18 protein-coding genes and 2 pseudogenes are annotated in these 20,776 nt (G+C 70.2%); 10 read left to right on the top strand and 10 right to left on the bottom strand.

Annotation, left to right across the window (positions count from 1 at the left end; all coding sequences use genetic code 11):
* Nucleotides 1–14 precede the first annotated feature (14 nt).
* The 3 genes and pseudogenes from ACZ5K7_RS04255 (at nt 15) to ACZ5K7_RS04245 (ending at nt 1,592) form a co-directional block, all read left to right on the top strand.
* Complete coding sequence (locus tag ACZ5K7_RS04255) at nt 15–815, top strand: sugar phosphate isomerase/epimerase family protein (RefSeq protein ID WP_351692779.1); 801 nt, start codon at nt 15–17, stop codon at nt 813–815.
* A gap of 70 nt (nt 816–885) precedes the next feature.
* Nucleotides 886–1,008 (top strand): annotated as a pseudogene (locus ACZ5K7_RS04250) (DNA polymerase III subunit beta); the annotation flags it as partial.
* Between the two features lie 233 nt (nt 1,009–1,241).
* Complete coding sequence (locus ACZ5K7_RS04245) at nt 1,242–1,592, top strand: hypothetical protein (protein ID WP_468910917.1); 351 nt, start codon at nt 1,242–1,244, stop codon at nt 1,590–1,592.
* A 423-nt stretch (nt 1,593–2,015) separates the two neighbouring features.
* On the opposite strand, the gene ACZ5K7_RS04240 is transcribed toward ACZ5K7_RS04245, so the two are convergent.
* Nucleotides 2,016–2,999, bottom strand: a complete 984-nt coding sequence (locus ACZ5K7_RS04240) for an ArsR/SmtB family transcription factor (RefSeq protein ID WP_468910220.1) — start codon at nt 2,997–2,999, stop codon at nt 2,016–2,018.
* A 139-nt stretch (nt 3,000–3,138) separates the two neighbouring features.
* Here ACZ5K7_RS04240 and ACZ5K7_RS04235 point away from each other — a divergent pair, with 139 nt between their 5' ends.
* Entirely contained in the window at nt 3,139–3,585 is a 447-nt protein-coding gene (locus ACZ5K7_RS04235) for a peptidase inhibitor family I36 protein (protein ID WP_468910217.1), read from the top strand.
* Between the two features lie 95 nt (nt 3,586–3,680).
* Here the strand turns inward: ACZ5K7_RS04235 and rbsD are convergent, their stop codons facing one another.
* From rbsD to ACZ5K7_RS04195, 8 genes are all read right to left on the bottom strand, one after another.
* Nucleotides 3,681–4,070, bottom strand: a complete 390-nt coding sequence (gene rbsD / locus ACZ5K7_RS04230) for a D-ribose pyranase (protein WP_468910214.1) — start codon at nt 4,068–4,070, stop codon at nt 3,681–3,683.
* The gene (locus ACZ5K7_RS04225; protein WP_468910211.1) at nt 4,067–5,080 is read right to left on the bottom strand and encodes a ribokinase; all 1,014 of its coding nucleotides are present in this window, start codon (nt 5,078–5,080) and stop codon (nt 4,067–4,069) included. Before ACZ5K7_RS04225 ends, rbsD begins: the two co-directional genes overlap by 4 nt.
* 73 nt (nt 5,081–5,153) lie before the next feature.
* The gene (locus ACZ5K7_RS04220) at nt 5,154–7,100 is read right to left on the bottom strand and encodes an ABC transporter permease/substrate-binding protein (protein WP_351690820.1); all 1,947 of its coding nucleotides are present in this window, start codon (nt 7,098–7,100) and stop codon (nt 5,154–5,156) included.
* Nucleotides 7,090–8,616, bottom strand: a complete 1,527-nt coding sequence (locus tag ACZ5K7_RS04215; RefSeq protein ID WP_468910207.1) for a sugar ABC transporter ATP-binding protein — start codon at nt 8,614–8,616, stop codon at nt 7,090–7,092. Before ACZ5K7_RS04215 ends, ACZ5K7_RS04220 begins: the two co-directional genes overlap by 11 nt.
* Nucleotides 8,613–9,698, bottom strand: a complete 1,086-nt coding sequence (locus tag ACZ5K7_RS04210; RefSeq protein ID WP_450973595.1) for a LacI family DNA-binding transcriptional regulator — start codon at nt 9,696–9,698, stop codon at nt 8,613–8,615. Before ACZ5K7_RS04210 ends, ACZ5K7_RS04215 begins: the two co-directional genes overlap by 4 nt.
* A 235-nt stretch (nt 9,699–9,933) precedes the next feature.
* Entirely contained in the window at nt 9,934–10,791 is an 858-nt protein-coding gene (locus tag ACZ5K7_RS04205) for a PhzF family phenazine biosynthesis protein (protein WP_468910203.1), read from the bottom strand.
* 192 nt (nt 10,792–10,983) lie between these two features.
* The gene (locus tag ACZ5K7_RS04200; protein WP_351690828.1) at nt 10,984–11,766 is read right to left on the bottom strand and encodes a VOC family protein; all 783 of its coding nucleotides are present in this window, start codon (nt 11,764–11,766) and stop codon (nt 10,984–10,986) included.
* A gap of 172 nt (nt 11,767–11,938) precedes the next feature.
* A complete protein-coding gene (locus tag ACZ5K7_RS04195) occupies nt 11,939–12,076 on the bottom strand; it encodes an alpha/beta fold hydrolase (protein WP_351690830.1) in 138 nt (45 codons plus the stop codon).
* A 203-nt stretch (nt 12,077–12,279) separates the two neighbouring features.
* Between ACZ5K7_RS04195 and ACZ5K7_RS04190 the strand changes: the two are divergent.
* Nucleotides 12,280–13,417, top strand: a pseudogene (locus ACZ5K7_RS04190) (alpha/beta fold hydrolase).
* A gap of 144 nt (nt 13,418–13,561) precedes the next feature.
* Here ACZ5K7_RS04190 and ACZ5K7_RS04185 read toward each other — a convergent pair.
* Complete coding sequence (locus ACZ5K7_RS04185; protein WP_468910199.1) at nt 13,562–13,966, bottom strand: ATP-binding protein; 405 nt, start codon at nt 13,964–13,966, stop codon at nt 13,562–13,564.
* Between the two features lie 205 nt (nt 13,967–14,171).
* Between ACZ5K7_RS04185 and ACZ5K7_RS04180 the strand changes: the two genes are divergently transcribed.
* The 5 genes from ACZ5K7_RS04180 to ACZ5K7_RS04160 all read left to right on the top strand — a co-directional run bounded on the left by ACZ5K7_RS04180 (nt 14,172) and on the right by ACZ5K7_RS04160 (nt 20,141).
* Nucleotides 14,172–15,023, top strand: coding sequence for a helix-turn-helix domain-containing protein (locus tag ACZ5K7_RS04180; RefSeq protein WP_468910196.1), 852 nt, complete (start codon nt 14,172–14,174; stop codon nt 15,021–15,023).
* An 8-nt stretch (nt 15,024–15,031) separates the two neighbouring features.
* Entirely contained in the window at nt 15,032–15,226 is a 195-nt protein-coding gene (locus tag ACZ5K7_RS04175; protein WP_468910194.1) for a DUF397 domain-containing protein, read from the top strand.
* 167 nt (nt 15,227–15,393) lie between these two features.
* Nucleotides 15,394–16,245: a methyltransferase domain-containing protein gene (locus tag ACZ5K7_RS04170; RefSeq protein WP_468910191.1), complete on the top strand. Its 852-nt coding sequence runs from the start codon at nt 15,394–15,396 to the stop codon at nt 16,243–16,245.
* Nucleotides 16,246–16,354: 109 nt separating this feature from the next.
* A complete protein-coding gene (gene recD2 / locus ACZ5K7_RS04165) occupies nt 16,355–18,613 on the top strand; it encodes an SF1B family DNA helicase RecD2 (RefSeq protein WP_468910188.1) in 2,259 nt (752 codons plus the stop codon).
* 238 nt (nt 18,614–18,851) lie between these two features.
* Entirely contained in the window at nt 18,852–20,141 is a 1,290-nt protein-coding gene (locus ACZ5K7_RS04160; RefSeq protein WP_351690840.1) for a citrate synthase, read from the top strand.
* The last annotated feature ends 635 nt before the right edge of the window (nt 20,142–20,776 follow it).

The following is a 20,776-nucleotide window of genomic DNA, read 5'->3' as shown; positions in this document are numbered from 1 at the left end:
TCTCGATCAACCAGATGACGGTGAAGCAGCTGTCACTGCCCGAACTCGCCGACGCCTGCCTGGAGCTGGGCGTGCCGGGCGTCGGCCTGTGGCGGGAGCCGGTGCAGTCGTACGGCGTCGACGCGACCGCCAAGCTGGTCCGCGAGGCGGGCCTGACGGTCACCACCCTGTGCCGGGGCGGCTTCCTCACGGCGATCGACCCCGGGGCGCGGGCGGCGGCCCTCGCCGACAACCGGCGGGCGGTCGAGGAGGCGGCGGCCCTCGGCACCGACACCCTCGTCCTGGTCTCCGGCGGCCTGCCGGCGGGCTCCCGGGACCTGCGCGGGGCACGGGAGCGGATCGCGGACGCGCTCGCCGAACTCGGCCCGTACGCCGAACAGCACGGCGTCCGGCTGGCCATCGAGCCACTGCACCCGATGTACGCCTCCGACCGCTGCGTGGTCTCCACCCTCGCCCAGGCCCTGGACCTCGCGGAACGCTTCCCCGCCCACCAGGTCGGCGTCACCGTGGACACGTACCACATCTGGTGGGACGACCAGGCGCCCGCGGGGATCGCCCGGGCGGGGGCGGGCGGCCGTATCCACACCTTCCAACTCGCCGACTGGACCACCCCGTTGCCCGAGGGCGTCCTCAACGGCCGCGGCCAGATCGGGGACGGCGCGATCGACATGCGGGAGTGGAAGGGGTACGTGGAGGCGGCCGGTTACACCGGCGCCATCGAGGTCGAGCTGTTCAACGACGGACTGTGGGCGCGGGACGGCCGCGAGGTGCTCGCGGAGACGGCGAGCCGGTTCGTGGAGCACACTGCGGACTGACGAGTCGGTGGGCCTGCCCGCGTCCCGTGACGACGGGCAGGCCACGCCCCTGCCGAAGGGCCGGGGTCAGGCGGCCGGGGCCCGTGACCGACTGATTCCGGAGGTCGGCGCGCCCACGGCGCCGATCGCGATCCGCCGGCCCGAGGACGAGGGCGCCTTCTCGCTTCTGATGCCGGTCCGGTTGGAGAACTGACGGTACCTGTGTGAGGACTTCTTCACACAGGTCTTTTTTATATCCCCTGTTCACGGTCGCCCGCCCTTTTCGATTTGCTGTGTTTAACCTGTCAGTTCGGGTTTTTCGCATTCGGTAGGAACCGTGTCCTGCCTGGTCGTGTCTATAGGGTTTGAGGTGACCGCAAGGGCGAGCAAAGGGCCAGGAATTGCGGTTGGAAAAGGCAATTGAAAACCAAGGAGTTCCCTGTGAAGATGCGTATCGCCACCGTTGCCGCGGCCTCCGCCGCACTCGTCGCCGCCGGTGCCACCGCCGCCGTCGCCGCCCCCGCCCCGGCTCCCGCCCTCACCGTCAAGGCGAGCGCCGCCAGCATCAGGCTGGGCGACGTCGTCACCTTCTCCGGCAAGGCCACCGGCCTCAAGGCGGGCAGCAAGGTGACCCTCCAGGTCAAGGACGGCCGGAAGTGGGTCTCGCTGCCCGCGACGGCGAAGATCTCCAAGGCGGCCTACAAGCTCACCGAGAAGTTCGACAAGAAGGGTGTCGAGGTCCTGCGCGTCAAGGACGGCGGCACGGTCTCCAAGAACGTGTCCGTCACGGTCCGCTGAATTCACCCACGGCACACCGGCCGCGCCGGTGACACCCGAGTCGGTTTCCCCTGACCGGCGCCCCTGAGATCCTGCCCCACCCCGTCCGATCCGGGGTGGGGCAGGTGTCGTTGGGGCGCGTCCGCCGAATCCTATGGATTCCGTGGGCCACCCGTCTTCGCGGCTGCCTGAGATTGTCCTTGATCGACGCGCTCACGGCAGCCAGGGCACGCCCGCGGGCCGGGTCGCCGCCGCCGGCGGTCCGGGGAAGAAAATCTTGGAACGGCGTACAACCCTTCCCCCACCCTGCCGGTCGTACTGGGCGTCAGAACTTTCGGAGGGGGATCCGGGGGGATCGCGGGGGTTCTGGCGCGGAGGGGGTAAGCCGAGGGGGTTCGATCGACGGATCGGGCCCCCTCGAAGCATGTCCGGCCCCGGCCGGGGTCAGCGGCCGCGCGGGCCGGTGCGCAGCAGGGCGGCGCCGAGCGGGGTCAGGGTGTGCAGGACCGTGTTGGCGTGGCGGTGGCTGGTGATCAGGCCCGCGTCGCGCAGCACGGCGGTGTGATGGCTCGCCGTCGTAGGTGTCACACCGGCCCGGCGGGCGGCCTCGGTGGTGGTGGAGCCTGTCGCGCTGGCCCTCAGGATGGCGGCGCGGGTGGGGCCGAGCAGCACGTTCAGCGGCGGGGAGCCGGCCTGCGAGGTCGTCGCCGGCAGGTGGTGGAGGGGGTAGAGCAGTACGGACGGGAGCCCGGGGTCGGCCAGGGCGATGGGTGTGTGCCAGCAGAAGTGGGAGGGGATCAGGAGGAGCCCCTGCCCGTCGAGGTGGACGTCGCGGTGGTCCGGATACGGATCGATCTCCAGGACCGGCGGCCGCCAGCGGATCGTGGGGCCCAGTCCGGTGAGCATGCCCTCGGTCCCGCCGTGGAACAGGGTGTGGGCGTGCCGGGCCCGCTCGGCGTGCAGACGTTCCTGGATGGCCTCCTCGTGAGGGGCGATCACGGCACGGTGGTAGGCGCGCAGGGCGCCCACGAGTTGTTCGCGCATCTCCCGCTCGGTGAGCCGGCCTGCCCAGGCCGGGGCGCCGACGGCCCGGGTGAGCAGGCCGACCTCGCTCGCCACCCGCTCGTACGGCGTCGCCAGAACGGCCTCGAGGCCGGCGTCCAGCCCTTGGGTGCCCTCCGGTGGCGTCAGGAAGTCGGGGAAGTAGCTGGCGCGCGGGAAGAGCGGCAACAGGAACGTCTTCACGGTCCGTTCGAGCCCGGTCCGGCGTAACGAGGCACGCGCGGTACGGAACCAGGGCGCGTAGGCCCAGCGGCCGTCGCGGGTCTGGAGCCGGTGCAGACTGACCGCGATCTCCCAGAGCGCGTGCGGCTCGGTCGCCACTCTGACCTTGGTGAGGTCTTCGGACGTGAAATGAAAGCGCAGCATCCGTATCTCCGTGGGCCCCGTCGGCCGCCTGCGATGTGTCAGTGCACTCGCAGGAGCATGACAGCGGCATAACGGGCCGGGAACATGAGTTCCCGCCAGTCGTAGGCGAGTTGGCACCATTCACGAGAAAGGACACGGGATGTCCTCGTACGAGCAGGAGCACGACCGTAAGTCCAGCCGCACACCTCGTCGGGGCCGGAGGGCTTTCGTCGCCGCGTCGCTCACTATCGCCACGGCCGCCCTGGGCCTGATCGCACCGAGTGCCGCGAGTGCCTCCACGCAGGCGGCGTGGGACTGTCCGAGCGGTGATCTGTGCGTCTGGACCGGCACCGGCGGTACGGGCAGCCGGTGCACGTGGGCGAACGCCGACGCGGACTGGTACAACACTCCCACCGTGTGCTCGTGGGCCGACAACCAGGTCGTCGGGTCCGCCAAGAACAGCGGCACGTCGTCCTCGTACAACTGGGTCATCCTGTACACCGGTGCGAACTACACCGGTACCGGCTACTGCATCGCGCAGCACGGCGACACCTGGGCGAGCCTCAACGTCAAGTTCCGTTCGCACCGCTGGGAGGCTTCCTGCTGATCGGCGGACGACGGACCGGCGGGCCCCGGAGTGCCGGGACCCGCCGATCCGTGCTGTTCCCGCGGGGCCGGACTTCTGCCCGCGGGGCCGGACTTCTAGAAGAACACCCCGCACCGCAGCAGCACGTTCGCGTACGGCCGGGCCTCGCCCGTGCGGACCACCAGGCGGGCGCCCCCCGACAGCTCCTTCAGCCGCTCGTGCGGGACCAGGGCCAGGTCGGGAAAGTGCCCGTCCAGCAACCTGGCGGCGGCCGGATTGGCCTCGCGTATCTCGGTCGCCGCCGTCGCGCCCTCCACGACCAGCTCGGCCAGCAGCCCCTCCAGCACCTCGGCGAAGGACGGCACCCCGGCCCGGAAGGCGAGGTCCACGACCCGCGGCCCCTGCGGGATCGGCATCCCGGCATCGCAGACCAGCACCCCGTGCCCGTGCCCCAACTCCGCGAGCGCACCGGAGAGATGACGGTTGAGGATCCCCGCCTTCTTCACAGCGCCTCGCCTCGCTCACCAGAGCCGGGCACGCTGTCCGACCCCCGGCCGGGAGTCCGGCCCGCGGCGGAACCGCTGTCGGACACCGCACCCCCCGGGACAGCACGGCCCAGCGCCTCGACCTCCGCCGCCGTCGGGTACGAGTCCTGAGCGCCCCGCCTCGTCACCGCCGCCGCCCCGACCCGGGCCGCGTACGCCGCCGCCTCGGCGAGCGACGCGCCCGCCCCCAGCCGTACCGCAAGGGCCGCCGTGAACGCGTCCCCGGCACCCGTGGTGTCCACCGCGTCCACCTGCACGGACGGGACGGACCCGACCCCGTGCGCGTCGGCGACCAGCGCGCCCTCCGCGCCCAGCGTCACCACCACCGACTTGGGGCCCTTGGCGAGCAGGAGCCGCGCCCAGTCGGCCGGTTCCTCGCTCACGCACCCCTCGCCGAGAAGCACCTTCGCCTCGTGCTCGTTCACGATCAGCGGGTCGCAGGCCGCGAGGACCTCACCCGGAAGGGGCCGCGGCGGGGACGGGTTGAGCACGAACCGGCTGCCGGGAGCCAGGTTCCGCACCACCTCCACCACCGTCTCCAACGGGATCTCCAGCTGTGCGGAGACCACCCGGGAGGTGTGGAAGAGGCTGACCGCGGCCCGTATGTCCGCCGGTGCGAGCCGCCCGTTCGCGCCCGGCGAGACCACGATGCTGTTGTCGCCGGAGGGGTCCACCGTGATCAGCGCGACGCCCGTCGGCGCCCCGCCCACCAGCACGCCCACCGTGTCCACCCCGGCCGCCCGCTGCGAGTCGAGCAGCAGCCTGCCGTGCGCGTCGTCGCCGACCCGGGCCAGCAGGGCGGTGCGGGCGCCGAGCCGGGCGGCCGCCACCGCCTGGTTGGCGCCCTTGCCGCCGGGGTGCGTGGCGAGGTCGCCGCCGAGCACGGTCTCACCGGCGGCCGGCCGCCGCTCGACCCCGATCACCAGGTCGGCGTTGGCCGATCCCACGACCAGGAGGTCGTAGTCGTACATGAAGTGACTCCCTAAGAGAACGAGTTGAGGCGGCCGGGCGCGACAGGTGCCGCCCGGCCGCCTCCTTGGTACCTCAGCCCGTGAATCCGGCCACGTTCTCCTTGGTGACCACCTTCACCGGCACCTTGATCGTCGACTCGACCTTCTTGTCCTGGATCGCCTTGAGCGCGTTGTCCACGGCGATCTTCCCGAGCTGGCTCGGCTGCTGGGCGACCGACGCGTACAGCGTGCCGTTCTTGACCGCGGTCAGGCCGTCCGGGGTGCCGTCGAAGCCGACCACGGACACCGACGTACCGGCCTTGGAGCCGAGCGCCTTGATCGCGCCGAGGGCCATCTCGTCGTTGGCGGCGATGACGCCCTGGACGTCGGGGTGGGCCTGGAGCAGGTTCGACATCACGTCGAGTCCCTTGGTGCGGTCGAAGTCGGCCGGCTGCTGGGCCACCACCTGGATCCCGGGGTAGGCCTTGAGGCCGTTCGCGAAGCCCTGCGCCCGCTCCCGCGCGGCGGAGGTGCCGGCCTGGCCCTGGAGGATCACGATCTTGCCGTGGCCGCCGAGCTTGTCGCCGATCGTCTTGGCGGCCAGCTCGCCGCCGGCCACGTTGTCGGAGGCGACCAGCGCGTCGGTCTTCGCGTTGTTGACGCCCCGGTCGACGGCGATGACCGGGATGCCGGCCTTGTCGGCGGCCTTCACGGAGTTGCTCGCCGCGTCCGAGTCCACCGGGTTGACGATGATCGCGCCCAGTCCCGAACTGGTGAAGTTCTGGAGCTGGTTGGCCTGCTGCGAGGCGTCGTTCTGGGCGTCCGTGACGGTCAGGTCCACGCCCTGCTTCTTCGCCTCGGCCTGGGCACCGGACCGGATCTGCACGAAGAACGGGTTGTTCAGGGTGGACAGCGACAGGCCCATCTTCGGGTTGGTGGACGAGGAGCCGGTGTGCAGCAGGGAGGTCGCGGCGACGAGTCCGACGGTGACGACGGCCGCGAGCGCGTACGTCCCGGCCTGCTTGCCCTTGTTGCCCCCGGTACCGGCGGCCACCGGGGTCGCCCCGGCCTTGCGGCGCACGGTGTCCAGGAGCACGGCGAGCGCGATGACGACACCGATCACGACCTGCTGCCAGAACGCGGAGACGTTCAGCAGGTTGAGGCCGTTGCGCAGCACCGCCAGGATCAGCGCGCCGATCAGCGTCCCGGACGCCTTGCCGGTGCCGCCGGCCAGCGAGGCGCCGCCGATCACGACCGCCGCGATGGCGTCCAGTTCGTAGCCGTTGGCGGCCTGCGGCTGCGCGGAGGACAGCCGGGAGGCGAGCACGATGCCGGCGACGGCCGCGAACAGCCCGGACAGCGCGTAGATGGCGAGCTTCTGCTTGTTCACCCGCAGCCCGGAGAGCCGGGCTGCCTCCTCGTTGCCGCCGATCGCGTACATCGAGCGCCCGATGTACGTCCGGCCCAGCACGAAGGCCGCGATCAGCCCCATGAGGACCATGACGAGGACCGGCACCGGCAGCCAGCCGCCGAGCGTGTCACCGAGGTGCGAGACCGAGTCGGGGAAGGCGATGGGGGAGCCGTCGGAGATCACCAGCGAGAGGCCGCGGGCCACCGACAGCATGGCCAGGGTGGCGATGAACGGCGGCAGCTTGCCGTACGCGATGAGGAAGCCGTTGACGAGTCCGGCGGCGATGCCGGTGGCGACGGCCAGCAGGACGGCCAGGAACACCGGTACCCCGTGCGAGGTGGCGCTCCACGCCAGCATGGTGGCCGACAGGGCCGCCACCGAGCCCACCGACAGGTCGATGCCCGCCGCGACGATCACGAAGGTCGCGCCGAAGGCGAGGATGGCCGTCACGGCCGCCTGGACGCCGACGTTCAGCAGGTTGTCGGTGGTGAGGAAGTCCCCCGACAGCGCCGACATGGCGATGACGAGGACGATCAGCGCGGTGAGAGCCCCGTTGTCGAGGAGCAGCCGGCGCAGGCCGGAGACGCCACCGGCGCCCGCGTTCCCGCTCTTGAGGGTGTCAGTGGCCACGTCCGGCCTCCTTGTCGGTTGTGGTGGTGGGGGTGCTGACGGCGAGCGCCATCACGGAGTCCTGGGTGGCCTGGTCGGCGGAGAGTTCGCCCGCGATCCGGCCCTGGGCCATCACCAGCACCCGGTCGCTCATCCCGAGGACCTCGGGCAGATCGCTGGAGATCATCAGTACGGCGGCTCCGGCGGCCGTCAGCTCGTTGATCAGCTGGTAGATCTCGACCTTGGCGCCGACGTCGATACCGCGCGTCGGCTCGTCGAGGATCAGCACCTTGGTCTCGGCGAGGAGCCACTTGCCGATGACGACCTTCTGCTGGTTTCCGCCGGAGAGCGTGCGCACGTGCTGACCGAGCCCGGCCATCCGCACGCCCAGCTGCCCGGCGATCCGCTCGGCGGCGACATGCTGCCCCTTGAGGTCGACGATCCCGGCCCGGGTCGCCCGGCGCAGCGTCACCAGGCCGAGGTTCTCCTCGACGGAGGCGTCGAGCACCAGCCCCTGCCCCTTGCGGTCCTCGGGGACGAGCCCGATCCCGGCGGCCATCGCCGCGTTGACGTCGTGCCGCTTCAGCGCCGTACCGGAGACCCGCACGGCCCCGTTGTCGTACGGATCGGCCCCGAACACGGCCCGCACGACCTCGGTGCGGCCGGCACCCACGAGCCCCGCGATGCCGACCACCTCACCGGCGTGCACCTCGAAGCTCACGTCGTGGAAGACGCCGTCCCGGGTCAGCCCCTTGACGGACAGCAGCGCGGCACCGGTCTCGGCCCGCTCGCGCGGGTACTGCTGCTCGATGGACCGTCCGACCATGAGCCGTACCAGCTCGTCCTGCGGGGTGTCGGCGGCCACCTGCCCGACCGACTTCCCGTCCCGGATGACGGTCACCCGGTCGCCGATCGCGGCGATCTCCTCCAGGTGATGGGTGATGAAGACGATCCCGACCCCGTCCGCGCGCAGCTGCCGCACGATCGCGAAGAGCTTGTCCACCTCCTCCGAGGTGAGCACGGCGGTCGGCTCGTCCATGATGAGCACGCGCGCGTCCAGGCTGAGCGCCTTGGCGATCTCGACCATCTGGAGGCGGGCGATACCGAGATCACGCACCCGCGCACGCGGCGACACGTTCACGCCGACCCGCTTCAGCAGGACCTCGGCGTCGGCCTCCATCCGCTTCCGGTCGATCATCCCGAGGCGGCGCGGCTGCCGGCCCAGGAAGATGTTCTCGGCGACCGTGAGATCGGGTACGAGGTTGAACTCCTGGTAGATGGTGGCGATCCCGAGGCGCTCGGAGTCCTGCGCACCATGGATGCGCACCTCCTCGCCACCGGCCAGGATCCGCCCCCCGTCGGGCGTGTAGGCACCGGAGAGCATCTTGATGAGGGTGCTCTTGCCTGCGCCGTTCTCACCGAGGAGTACGTGCACCTCGCCCCGGCGCAGATCGAAGTCGACGCCGTCGAGCGCGACCACTCCGGGGAAGGACTTCCGTATGCCCTCGATACGCAGCAACTCGTCCGGGTTGCTCACGACGTGCTCCTTTGCACAGGGGTCTGGTTCCGCACAGGGGTCTGGTTCGCGCCACGGTTCGCGTCGCGGCCCGCGCCGCGATTCCCGTCGGGGTTCGCGCCGCACGAGCGGCGCACGACGAGCCGGGCGGGGAGGGTGACGGACTGCGGAGGCCGCCCCTCGATACGGTCGATCAGCGCGCGTACGGCGGCACGCCCCAGTTCACCGGTCGGCTGGGCGATCGCCGTGACCGGCGGATCGGTGTGCACGAACCACCGGATGTCGTCGAACGCGGCGAGCGCGATGTCGTCCGGCACCCGCAGGCCGCGCGCGCGTACGGCGTCGAGCGCGCCGAGCGCCATCAGGTTGTCGGCGGCGAAGACGACCTCGGGCGGCTCGGGCAGGTCGAGGAAGCCCTCGGTGACCCGCCGCCCGCTCTCGGCCTGGAAGTCGCCCTGGCCTATGTAGGCGTCGGGGAGAGGGACGCCGTACTCGGCGAGCGCCTCCCGGAACGCCTGCACACGCTCACTGCCGGTGGTGGTGGCCGCGGGGCCCGCGATGATCGCGAGCCGCCGGTGCCCCAGCCCGTGCAGATGTGCGACGAGATCCCGTATGGCGGCCTGTCCGTCCGCCCGCACCACGGGCACGTCGACGCCCGGGATCCACCGGTCCACGAACACCATCGGCGTCCCGCCGCGCGCCGCCTCCAGCATCAGCGGCGAGCCGCCGTCGGTGGGGGAGACGAGCAGCCCGTCGATACGGCGGTCGAGCAGCGTCCGCACGTGGTGGTCCTGCAGCTCCGGCCGCTCGTCGGCGTTGCCGATGATCACGCTGTAGCCGAGCGCGCGGGCCTCTTCCTCGACCGAGCGGGCCAGTTCCGTGAAGTACGGGTTGAGTACGTCGCTGATGACCAGGCCGAGGGTGCGGGTCTGGTCGGTGCGCAGGGAACGGGCGACGGCGTTCGGGCGGTAGCCCAGCGCCTCCACGGCGGCCAGCACGCGGGTACGGGCGTCGGCGCTGACCGACGGATGGTCGTTCAGGACACGGGACACCGTGGCGACGGAAACGCCCGCCGCGGCGGCCACGTCCTTGATACTCGCCATCGCCGCTCCACCTCCTCGTGGAACTCATGGAATCGATTACACGCACTGCGTACCGAGGATTGGAATCGATTACACGGCGGTGAGGCAAGGGGTGGGAGATGGCCGAAACCGAATCGTGACTCTGGCCGGTTCGGTGCGCCGGGGCGAGGCCTACAGGAGGGTGCCGGAGCGCCCAGGGGCTGGTACGCCGACGGCCGTCTGCGTACCAGCCCCTGGGCGGCCTGCTCGGCTCCCGTCAGCCGATGCGGGTTCCCGTGCCGCTGACCCGGACGCGCGGGTCACCCGCGTGCAGTGTCACCGTGAGTTCGCCGGGGCGGCCCAGGTCCTCGCCCTGGTGCAGGGTGAGGACGGCGTCCTCGGGGACCAGGCCCAGCTCACGGGCGTAGGCACCGAACGCGGCGGCCGCGGCACCGGTCGCCGGGTCCTCGACGACGCCTCCGACGGGGAACGGGTCGCGGACGTGGAAGACGGTGGCCGACTCCCGCCACACCAGCTGCACCGTGGTCAGGTCCAGGCGGTGCATCAGCGCTTCCAGGCGCGCGAAGTCGTACGCGAGATCCGCGAGGCGCGCCCGCGTCGCCACCGCGAGCACGAGATGGCGGGCGCCGGCGAACGCGATCCGGGGCGGGAACGCCGGGTCGAGATCGGCGGCCGGCCAGCCGAGCGCGGCGAGCGCCTCCGCGAGGTCGGCGTCGGCGACCTCCTCGACGTGCGGCTCGACGCTGGTGAGGGTGGCCCTGACCGTCCCGCCCTCCTCGGCCACCGTCACCGGCACGGTGCCGGCGGGCGTGGCGAACACCAGCTCCCCGGGGCCGATCCGTTCGGCGAGTGCGATCGCGGTCGCGATGGTGGCGTGCCCGCAGAACGGCACCTCGGCCTTCGGGCTGAAGTAGCGGATGGTGTACGCCCGTTCCTGCGAGGACGCGGTAAGGAACGCGGACTCCGAGTATCCGAGGTCGGCGGCGATCGCCAGCATGGCGTCGTCGTCCAGGCCACTGGCGTCCAATACGACACCGGCGGGGTTCCCGCCCTCGGGGCGGCCGGAGAAGGCGGTGTATCGCAGTACCTCGGGGTGCGGCGCATTCGTTGTCATGACCGCGCAACACGGCGCGGTCCCACGGCTATTCCGGCTGTTTCGCACCGGGCTGGACGCGGTGGCCGGACCGGCGGTCCGGCGTGCCCGGTTCCCGCGACCCCGCCCCCGTCCGCAGGCCCCCTTCCGCAGGAAGGCGGAAGGGGGCCGAACCCGGCGTTTTCGGCGCGCGGTTGCGCTGCTGACGGTGTCTCACATCGGCTTCGGCTTGAAGACCGCGAAGGTCGCGCCCTGCGGGTCGGCGACCACCGACATCCGGCCGGCCATCATCTCGAACGGCGGTGCCAGCACCGTTCCGTTCCGCTTGACCAGCGCGTCCACCGTGGAGTCGACGTCGTCCACCGCGAAGTACGTCAGCCAGTGCGGCGGAACGCCGGGCCGGTCGTCCCCGAGCCGGGCGGCCCCGCCGACGCCCTTGCCGCCTACGTTCAGCGACCAGTACTCCCCGTCGGCGCCCTCCATCGGCTGGATCTCGATGCCGAAGGACTCGCCGTAGAAGCCGGTGGCGCCGAGTACGTCGCTGGTGTTCAGCTCGTTCCAGATCAGCGTGCCCGGCTCGTTGACCAGCCCGGCGCCGTGGAACTCGCCCGGCTGCCACACCCCGAACACCGCGCCCTGCGGGTCGGCGGCGATCAGCATCCGGCCGAGCCCGCCGACGTCCATCACCGGGGCCAGCAGGGTGCCGCCCGCCGAGACGATCGCGTCCTGGGTGGCCGGCGCGTCGGTGCTGGCCAGGTAGGTGGTCCAGACGGTCGGCGGCTCCGGCTGCCCCTCGGGCGCCATGGCCGGACCGATCCCGGCCACCGGCTTGCCCCGGAGCGTGCAGACCGCGTACCCGCCGAACTCACCCGGGCCGACCTCGCCCTGCCAGCCGAACAGGTCGCGGTAGAAGTCCAGCGCGGCCTGCTGGTCCTGCGCCATCAGGTCGACCCAGCACGGGGTGCCGGTCGCGTACGGAGTAGTGATCTCGGGCATCTCCAGCTCTCCCTGCGTGCGCGCGAAAACGTCCCCCGCCGCAACCATCACCGCCCGCCGCGGATCCCGCCACCCGAACGCCCGGGTTGTTACGGTCACCGCCGGGCGGACACCGGCCCGCGAGGCCGGTGCCGTACGTGACGGAGTCCTTGACGGCGTCCGGGACCCTCTGTCAGCGCGCCCGGCGCAGGAAGTCGACGACCAGGTCCGTCGTCGCCTGCGGCTGCTCCTCGGTGATCCGGTGTCCGCAGTCCGGGATGACCGCGTCTTCGACATCGTCGGCGACACAGGAACTGGCCGACCGGTCCACTGCGTACCACTCACGTGCCGGACGCCGTTCCCGCGGCGCGGACCGCTGACCTGTGATGGAAGGCAGGGGCTATCAGCAGAGAGGAAGCCGGTCGCTGATCTCGCCCTGTCCGCCGGGCCGTCGAAGGTGCCACCCGGCTGGAGACAAGCAACAATTGATCACCTGCCCGACCGGTGATGACGGCTGCGAGGGAAGGGCCTCTCATGATCAACAGGCGTACGTTCAACAAGACCGTCGGCACCGGCGCGGCCACGCTGGCTGGACTCCAGGCGAGCGCGAAGGCCGCGTCCGCCCACCACGCGGAGGGTGACCCTCCGACCCCGGCGGTGTCCCCGACGCCTACGGTGCCCATGGTCACACCGGGCACTCATACGTCCTTCGGCAAGTTGAAGCACGTCAAGGCGGGCGTGCTGGACATCGGCTACGCCGAGACGGGCCCCGCGCACGGTCCCGTCGTCATCTGCCTGCACGGCTGGCCCTACGACATCCACAGCTTCGTGGACGTCGCCCCGCTGCTCGCCGCGCAGGGCTACCGGGTCGTCGTCCCTTACCTGCGCGGTCACGGGACCACGCGCTTCCTGTCCGCCAAAACCGTCCGCAACGCCCAGCAGTCGGCGATCGCCCTGGACATCATCGCCCTGATGGATGCTCTGAAGATCCAGCAGGCCCTTCTCGCCGGCTTCGACTGGGGGTCACGCACCGCCGACATCATCGCGGCCCTGTGGCCCGAACGCGTCAAAGGCCTGGTGTCCGTAAGCGGGTACCTCATCACCAACGTCGAGGCACAGAAGAAGCCGCTGCCCCCCCAAGGCCGAACACACCTGGTGGTACCAGTACTACTTCAGCACCGAGCGGGGTCGCCTCGCCATGGAGGACAGGACACTCCGGCACGATCTGTGCCGGCTCGTCTGGGACGAGGTCTCTCCCACCTGGCACTTCGACAACGCCACGTTCGAGCGGACGGCCACCGCGTTCGACAATCCCGACTACGCGGCGATCGTCATCCACAACTACCGCTGGCGACTGGGGCTCGCCGACGGCGAACGCCGGTACGACCGGTACGAGAAGGTACTCGCCACGCGCCCCGTCATCTCAGTGCCGACGATCACGATCGACCCCGAACTCGACCCGTTCACCGCGCCCGGCAACGGGGCGTCGTACCGCGATCGGTTCACGGGCAAGTACGCGCACCGCGCACTCAAGGGCGTCGGCCATGACATGCCGCAGGAGGCACCCACCGCCTTCGCCCAGGCGGTCGTCGACGTGGACCACTTCGACGGGCGTCCCGGGGCCGAACAACACCGTTCCCAGGGCCCGGCGAGATCATCATCACCGTCCTGAACGGCGAGCCCGATCGCCCTGGACAACGGCGGCGACCCTGGGCGCACTCCCTGAAACTCGACGGCGACCGCCGCGTCTTCGACCAGCTCCTGGCCTGGGGCCGGCGTAGGCCCTGACGCCGCGCCACCTCTTGCGCCCGCGCTATTACGCGGCCGCCAGCTCGCACCACACGTACTTGCCCCGGTTGCCGAACCTGGACAGCGGCTGCCAGCCCCACAGATCCGAGCAGGCCCGCACCAGCGCCAGCCCCCGCCCCTCCTCCGCCTCCCCGAGTCCCTCCAACGGCACGGGCGGCTCCGGCGGTTCCGGGTCCGCGTCCCACGCGCCGATCCGCAGCGTCCCGGGCGGCGACCACCGCACCCGCAGGGCCGCGGGCCCCTTCGTATGCCGTACGGCGTTGGAGACCAACTCGGTCGCGAGCAGCTCGGCGACGTCGAGGAAGCGGGTCAGCTCGTGCGCGGTGAGGACCAGCCGGAGGGTGTGACGGCTGACGGTGACGGCACGGAGGTCGTTGGGGATGGTGAGCGTGTACTCCCAGGCTTCGGGCATGCGTCATCAACTCCGGTGGTTGTGGGGGAGTTTCACGCGCGGTGGCGTTGCCGCGGCCGTCGTGGCAGGACGGAGCGGTGCACTTCCGCTGCGTGAGCGGTGCGTCACTGACGGTACGGCTTTCATGTAAGACGGAGCAAGCCGATCGCGTAATCTGACTCCGAACGGGCCGCACTGGCGGGCATGTTGAACCGGGGAGCAATTGATGGTTCTGAGGCGCGAACCAACCGCACGCCAGGTGCGCCTGGGGGTCGAGTTGCGCAGGCTTCGCGAGGCGGCGGGGCTCACCGCCATCGAGGCGGCGGCGCTGCTCGGTGCGAATCGCGTCCAGATCACCCAGATCGAATCCGGGCTCTCGGGTGTGAGCGAGCAGCGAGTGCGGCGCCTGGCGTCCCAATACGCCTGCACGGACAAGGAGTTCGTCGATGCGCTCGTCGTGATGGCTACGGATCGAACGCGGGGCTGGTGGGAGGAGTACCGGGGTCGACTGTCCAGGCCGTTCCTGGACCTCTCTGAGCTGGATCACCACGCCCGGTTCCAACGCAACGTGGCCATCCTGTTCGTGCCGGGCCTACTGCAGACCGACGACTACGCGCGTGCCCTATACACCACCAGAGTTCCTGAACTGCCCGAAGAGGATCTGGAGCTGCGTGTGCGCCATCGCCTGGCGCGGCGCGTGATCATCGAAGGCCCGTCGCCCATCCCGTTCGATGCGGTGATCCACGAAGCAGCCCTGCGGATCATGGTTGGCACCCGGGCCGCAGCGCGATCCCAGCTCGTCCACATTCTGGAAGCCTCTGCAGCGGACCACATCACCGTGCGGGTCGTCCCCTTCAGCCGGGAGGGCTTTCCCTGGGGCAGCAGTTCGATGACCTACGTAGGTGGCAGCGTGACCAAACTGGACACAGTGATCCGCGACGGCCCCACTGGCGCGCTGTACATCGATACAGAGGGCCAACTGGCCACGTACCGTGGTCGCTTCCAGCAGGTAACGGCCATGGCGCTCGACCCCGAACGGTCGCGTGACTTCATCCAGCAGCTGGCGAAGGAACTGTGAGGCAACGAATGACTGCCCGTGACGCGTGGCGAAAGTCGTCCTATTCCGGCGATGGCGAGGGCGACGACTGCGTGGAGATAGCCACCACCCCCACCTACACAGCCGTCCGCGACTCCAAGACTCCCGCTCGCGCCACCCTCTCCTTCCCCACCCCCGCCTTCGCGGCCTTCCTCGACGCCCTGAAGATGCACCCCCACCCGTAAACTTCCGGCGTGGCATTCATGAGCACCCCGCACTGCTGCTTCCTGTGATCGGAAGGCGCTGAGGGCGAGGCCGGACGGCGTCGCCCTCCTTGGTGTGCCTGTTGCGCCGGTCTCCGTACGCGCGTGCAGGCACGGTCCCTTCCCTTCGGCTCTGCCAGGAGTGCCTCGTGCCCGTGTTGCTTCCCCCTGCCCTCGAACAATTCCTAGACCTGCTGCGCTGCCCGACGTGCCGCGCGCGCCGTCTGCACCCAGAACCCGGCGCACTGCGCTGTGCGGCGGGCCATTCCTTCGACATCGCCCGGCACGGTTACGCCGGTCTCCTCACGGGCGGCCGGGCCACCAGCGGCGACGACGGTGCCATGGTCCGGGCCCGGGACCGCTTCCTGGCCACCGGCGGGTACGCCCGCATCCGGCAGGCCGTGGCCCGCCTGGCGGCCGACTCGGCCCCGCAGCGGGGCACGGTCGTGGACGTCGGGTGCGGAACGGGCTACTACCTGGCCGGTGTTCTGGACCGGTTGCCCGGCGCCCACGGGCTGGGCCTGGACACGTCGGTGCGCGCGCTGCGCTCGGCGGCCCGGGCCCACGACCGAGGCGCTGCGGTGGCCTGGGACGTCTTCCGTCGCTTCCCGCTCGCCGACGGGGCGGCCGACGTGGTGCTCGACGTGTTCGCCCCGCGCAATCCGGCCGAGTTCCGCCGAGTGCTCCGCCCGGCCGGCCGGCTGATCGTGGTCCGTCCCACCACGCGGCACTTGGTCGAGCTGCACGGAAGGGTGCCCGGAACGATCACCGTCGACCCGGCCAAGGAGCAGCGCCTGCACCGGGCGCTGGCCCCCTGCTTCGAGGCCGTCGTCACGGAGCGGGTCGAGCACCCCGTGGTCCTGTCCCGGCGGCAGGCGCTGGACCTGGTGGGTATGACGCCGAGCGCGCGACATTTGAACGGTGCGGACCTGACCGGGGACGGTCTCCTGCCGGACCGGGTCACCGTCTCCGTACTGGTCACCGCCTACCGGCCACGGTGACCACGACGGGCGCCCACGCCCGCTGGACCGTGTCGGCGGGGTGATCAGCGCCCACGCGTAGCCGCCGACCGCCGCCGCCCCTGTCAGTCCCCACCGGTACCGTCGGTTCATGGCTCAGCAGACGGGGACCCCCACCGGCGAACGACGGCTCGCCACCGTCGAAGGCGTGCTCGAACGGATCACCTACGCCAACGAGGAGAACGGCTACACCGTCGCCCGTGTCGACACCGGCAGAGGCGCCGGTGATCTCCTCACCGTCGTCGGTGCGCTGCTCGGCGCGCAGGTGGGGGAGTCGCTGCGGATGGAGGGGCGCTGGGGGTCGCACCCCCAGTACGGCAAGCAGTTCACCGTCGAGAACTACACGACCGTGCTGCCGGCCACCGTCCAGGGCATACGGCGTTACCTCGGCTCGGGTCTCGTGAAGGGCATCGGGCCGGTCTTCGCCGACCGGATCACCCAGCACTTCGGCATGGACACCCTCCGGATCATCGAGGAGGAGCCGAAGCGGCTCATCGAGGTGCCGGGGCTCGGCCCGAAGCGGACCAAGAAGATCGCCGACGCGTGGGAGGAGCAGAAGGCGATCAAGGAGGTCATGCTCTTCCTGCAGACCGTCGAGGTGTCCACCTCGATCGCCGTGCGCATCTACAAGAAGTACGGCGACGCCTCGATCTCCGTCGTGAAGAACCAGCCGTACCGGCTCGCCGCCGACGTCTGGGGCATCGGGTTCCTCACCGCCGACAAGATCGCCCAGTCCGTCGGGATTCCCCATGACAGTCCGGAGCGGGTGAAGGCGGGGTTGCAGTACGCCCTGTCGCAGTCCGCGGACCAGGGGCACTGCTATCTCCCGGAGGAGCGGCTGATCGCCGACGCGGTCAAGCTGCTCCAGGTCGACACCGGGCTCGTCATCGACTGCCTGGCCGAGCTGGCCGCACCGCCCGAGGACGGGGAGGACCCGGGCGTCGTACGGGAGAAGCTGCCCGGCCCCGCCCCCGACGCCGAACCCGTCACCGCCGTCTACCTCGTTCCCTTCCACCGGGCCGAAGTGGCGCTGGCCTCCCAGTTGTTGCGGCTGCTCCGGACCGGCGACGACCGGATGCCGTCGTTCCGGGACGTCGCCTGGGACAAGGCGCTCACCTGGCTGAAGGACCGGACGGGCGCCGACCTCGCCCCCGAGCAGGAGGCCGCCGTCAAGCTGGCGTTGACCGAGAAGGTCGCCGTGCTGACCGGCGGGCCGGGCTGCGGCAAGTCGTTCACCGTCAGGTCGATCGTGGAGCTGGCGCGGGCCAGGCGGGCCAAGGTGGTGCTCGCCGCCCCCACCGGCCGGGCCGCCAAGCGGCTTGCCGAGCTGACCGGTGCCGAGGCCTCCACCGTGCACCGCCTGCTGGAGCTGAAGCCCGGCGGTGACGCGGCCTACGACCGGGACCGCCCGCTCGACGCCGACCTGGTGGTGGTGGACGAGGCGTCGATGCTGGATCTGCTCCTCGCCAACAAGCTGGTGAAGGCCGTACCGCCCGGTGCGCACCTGCTGTTCGTCGGGGACGTCGACCAGCTGCCCAGTGTCGGGGCGGGCGAAGTACTGCGCGATCTGCTCGCCGAGGACAGTCCCCTCCCCGCCGTCCGCCTCACCCGCGTCTTCCGGCAGGCCCAGCAGTCGGGGGTGGTCACCAACGCGCACCGGATCAACGCGGGGCAGCAGCCGGTCACCGACGGCATGAACGACTTCTTCCTGTTCGTGGAGGACGAGACGGAGGAGGCGGGCAGGCTCACCGTCGACGTCGCCGCCCGCCGGATTCCGGCCAAGTTCGGGCTCGATCCACGGCGGGACGTGCAGGTGCTCGCGCCGATGCACCGGGGGCCGGCCGGCGCGGGCGTGCTCAACGGTCTGTTGCAGCAGGCCATCACGCCCGGCCGGCCCGACCTCGCCGAGAAGCGGTTCGGCGGGCGGGTCTTCCGGGTCGGCGACAAGGTCACCCAGATCCGCAACAATTACGAGAAGGGCAAGAACGGTGTCTTCAACGGCACCGTGGGCGTGGTCACCTCGCTCGACGCGGTCGACCAGCGCCTCACGGTGCTGACCGACGAGGACGAGGAGGTTCCGTACGAGTTCGACGAACTGGACGAACTGGCCCACGCCTACGCGGTGACCATCCACCGTTCACAGGGGAGTGAATATCCCGCCGTGGTGATCCCGGTCACCACCGGCGCCTGGATGATGCTCCAGCGGAACCTCATCTACACGGCGGTCACCCGGGCCAGGCAACTGGTCGTCCTCGTCGGTTCACGCAAGGCGATCGGCCAGGCGGTGCGCACGGTGTCGGCAGGCCGGCGCTGTACGGCACTGGACTTCCGGCTCCGCGGCGGCTCGTAGGGGATCGAAGGTGACGTGCCGAGGACCATCACAAAAAATGATCGATCAAATGAGTCGTGAAGGTCACAGAGCACTTCCAGATGGCGAGACGAGGGGGCAGGATGAGCAGGTTGGCGGCACTGAGTGCCGTCGATAGGCCTGATGGTCGACCCCGAGTGCACTCTCCTGAGCCAAATGGGGGATGGTAGAGACAGTCAGGGCACCTCGAAGATGAGGCACTACGTCGGTGAGGGAAGACGTGAGCGACAACTCTGTAGTACTGCGGTACGGCGACGGCGAGTACACCTACCCGGTGGTCGACAGCACCGTCGGCGACAAGGGCTTCGACATCGGGAAGCTCCGCGCCCAGACCGGTCTGGTGACCCTGGACAGCGGATACGGCAACACTGCCGCCTACAAATCTGCCATTACTTACCTCGACGGCGAGGCGGGCATCCTTCGGTACCGCGGCTACCCGATCGAGCAGCTGGCGGAGCGCTCCACCTTCCTGGAGGTGGCGTATCTGCTGATCAACGGTGAGCTGCCGACCGTCGACGAGCTCACCACGTTCAAGAACGAGATCACGCGGCACACCCTGCTGCACGAGGACGTCAAGAACTTCTACCGGGGCTTCCCGCGCGACGCCCACCCGATGGCCATGCTGTCGTCGGTCGTCTCGGCGCTGTCCACCTTCTACCAGGACAGCCACAACCCGTTCGATGCGAAGCAGCGCGACCTCTCCACCATCCGGCTGCTCGCCAAGCTTCCGACGATCGCGGCGTACGCGTACAAGAAGTCGGTCGGCCACCCGTTCGTCTACCCGCGCAACGACCTCTCCTACGTGGAGAACTTCCTGCGCATGACGTTCTCGGTGCCGGCGCAGGACTACGAGCTGGACCCGGTCGTCGTCTCGGCGCTCGACAAGCTGCTGATCCTGCACGCCGACCACGAGCAGAACTGTTCGACGTCGACGGTCCGTCTGGTCGGCTCGTCGCAGGCGAACATGTTCGCGTCGATCTCGGCCGGTATCTCCGCCCTGTGGGGCCCGCTGCACGGTGGTGCCAACCAGTCCGTGCTGGAGATGCTGGAGGGCATCCAGGCCAACGGCGGTGACGTCGACTCCTTCATCCGCAAGGTGAAGAACAAGGAGGACGGCGTCCGCCTGATGGGCTTCGGCCACCGGGTCTACAAGTCCTTCGACCCGCGCGCCAAGATCATCAAGTCCGCCGCGCACGACGTCCTTTCCGCGCTCGGCAAGTCCGACGAGCTGCTGGACATCGCGCTGAAGCTGGAGGAGCACGCGCTCTCCGACGACTACTTCGTCTCGCGCAACCTCTACCCGAACGTCGACTTCTACACCGGCCTGATCTACCGCGCCATGGGCTTCCCGACCGAGATGTTCACGGTCCTGTTCGCCCTCGGCCGGCTGCCGGGCTGGATCGCCCAGTGGCAGGAAATGATCAAGGAGCCGGGTTCCCGCATCGGTCGCCCGCGCCAGATCTACACGGGGGTCGTCGAGCGCGACTTCGTGCCGGTCGAGGAGCGCTGACACCAGCCGGTCAGGGGGCGCCGTCTTCATCGGTGCCCCCGCCGCACGGGCGCAGAGCCGCACGGGCGGGCACAGCCGCACGGGCACAGCGGGAAACCGCAGGCATATACGGATAGCAGAAGGCGCCCTGGAGCGCCGGTCCCCCCACGGGCCGGCGACCAGGGCGCCTTCCCGTGTCCCGGTGCGGATTCCCCCCACGGGATCCGGCCGGGCGCTCGGTATGGCAGCGCCTGAATTCGCTGCTTTGAGCACAACGAGCAGAACTCGCCGTACTACATGTCGTACTCCAGTGATGCGGTGCGATCTGCCGGGACCCGTACCGCACGGAAGGGCCGCTCAAAGCTTCCCGTCGTACGTGTCCCGGCAACGCATCTCTGAGGAAGTCCCCCAAGACATCCCCAGATGCCAGGTCAGCGCCCCCCAAGACGCTGGTCTGACATCGCCAATTTAGACCTTCGAACCCCTTCGATGGTTACGTTCGCATCACTGTGATCTGCGTCTCTTGCATATGTCCGTTAGATGCGCAAGAGCCCCGATACGGCGATCGGAGCTCAAGCGTAAGGATGATGCACGAGCCTTGTGAAGAGCTTATGTGAGGTGCGCGTTGGACTCCAGGGGGACTTCGGCATCCGCTG

The sequence above is a fragment of the Streptomyces sp. NPDC031497 genome (assembly GCF_055580905.1).
Note: the sequence above shows the minus strand (reverse complement) of the source record. Positions and strands in the feature narration are given on the sequence as shown.